This is a genomic window from Mesorhizobium sp. P5_C1 (assembly GCF_054049815.1).
The window spans coordinates 1-983 of sequence record NZ_JBFULQ010001112.1 but is presented as its reverse complement, the minus strand read 5'-3'; the positions used below and the strand labels follow the sequence as shown (position 1 = coordinate 983).

At 63.0% G+C, this 983-nt stretch carries 1 protein-coding gene; it reads left to right on the top strand.

Features of this window, described 5'->3' with window-relative positions; all coding sequences use genetic code 11:
• Positions 1-150 precede the first annotated feature (150 nt).
• Positions 151-983, top strand: an 833-nt coding sequence (locus tag ACXJ7R_RS34250) for an AI-2E family transporter (RefSeq protein ID WP_457155657.1), incomplete at its 3' end; no start/stop codon positions are given.

Genomic DNA, 983 nt, shown 5'->3' with positions numbered 1-983 from the left:
AGGCATGACCGGGCAGCGAGGCATAAATAATGCACCCGAAGGCGCTAAATCCCGATCACGCTCTTCCGCGCTCGACCATGATTGATGCCGCACTTCGAATTGGGCTGATAGCCTTGCTGCTCTACGCCTGCGGAAGGATCATGTTGCCTTTTGCCGGCATCCTGCTCTGGTCCTGGCGGTGATGCTGAATCCGCTGCATCAGCGCCTGGCAGCTGGGTCGGCAATCGGTGGTCGGCGCTGCTGATAGGGCTGGTCAGCGTTGCGGTGATGCTGGTGCCGATGGTCACAGTGGTGACGTCGCTTGGGTCTTCCATAGTTTCGCTCGTCACCGCGTGGCAGAACCAGAGCCTGACCGTGCCACCGCCGCCGGCATGGCTTGCCGACCTCCCGCTGGTCGGCCGGAAACTGACGGAGACCTGGGCGCTCGTCGCCACCAACATGCCGGCGGCGCTTGCCAAATACGGCCAGATGTTGAGCGCGCCCGCGGCACGGCTGATGTCGTTCGTGGGCGGTCTGGCCGCGGGTGAACTATCGTTTGTCCTTTCTTTCGCGATTGCCGCGGCGCTCATCGCCTACGGCAAGKGCGCCGCCGAATTCGCCAGGCGCCTGTTGGAACGTGTCACCGGCAGCACGGCACGCGGGGCTCACCTGGTTACGCTGACCGCCGCCACGATCCGCGGCGTGGCAGTAGGCGTTGTCGGCGTGGCAGTGATCCAGGCGCTGCTCGTCGGGATCGGCTTCTTCGCCATTGGCCTCCCGGCAGCCGGACTTTTGACTCTCGCAACGTTTTTGCTGGCTCTTGTGCAGCTGCCGGCGGTGCTGCTGACCCTGCCTGTCATAGTTTATGTCTTTTCGACGGAAGCAAACACGCCGGCGATCATCTTTGCGGTCTGGACCCTTTTCGCCGGGCTCAGCGACAATATTCTCAAGCCATTGATGCTCGGCCGCGGGCTGGAAGCGCCGATGCCGGTAATCCTCATTGG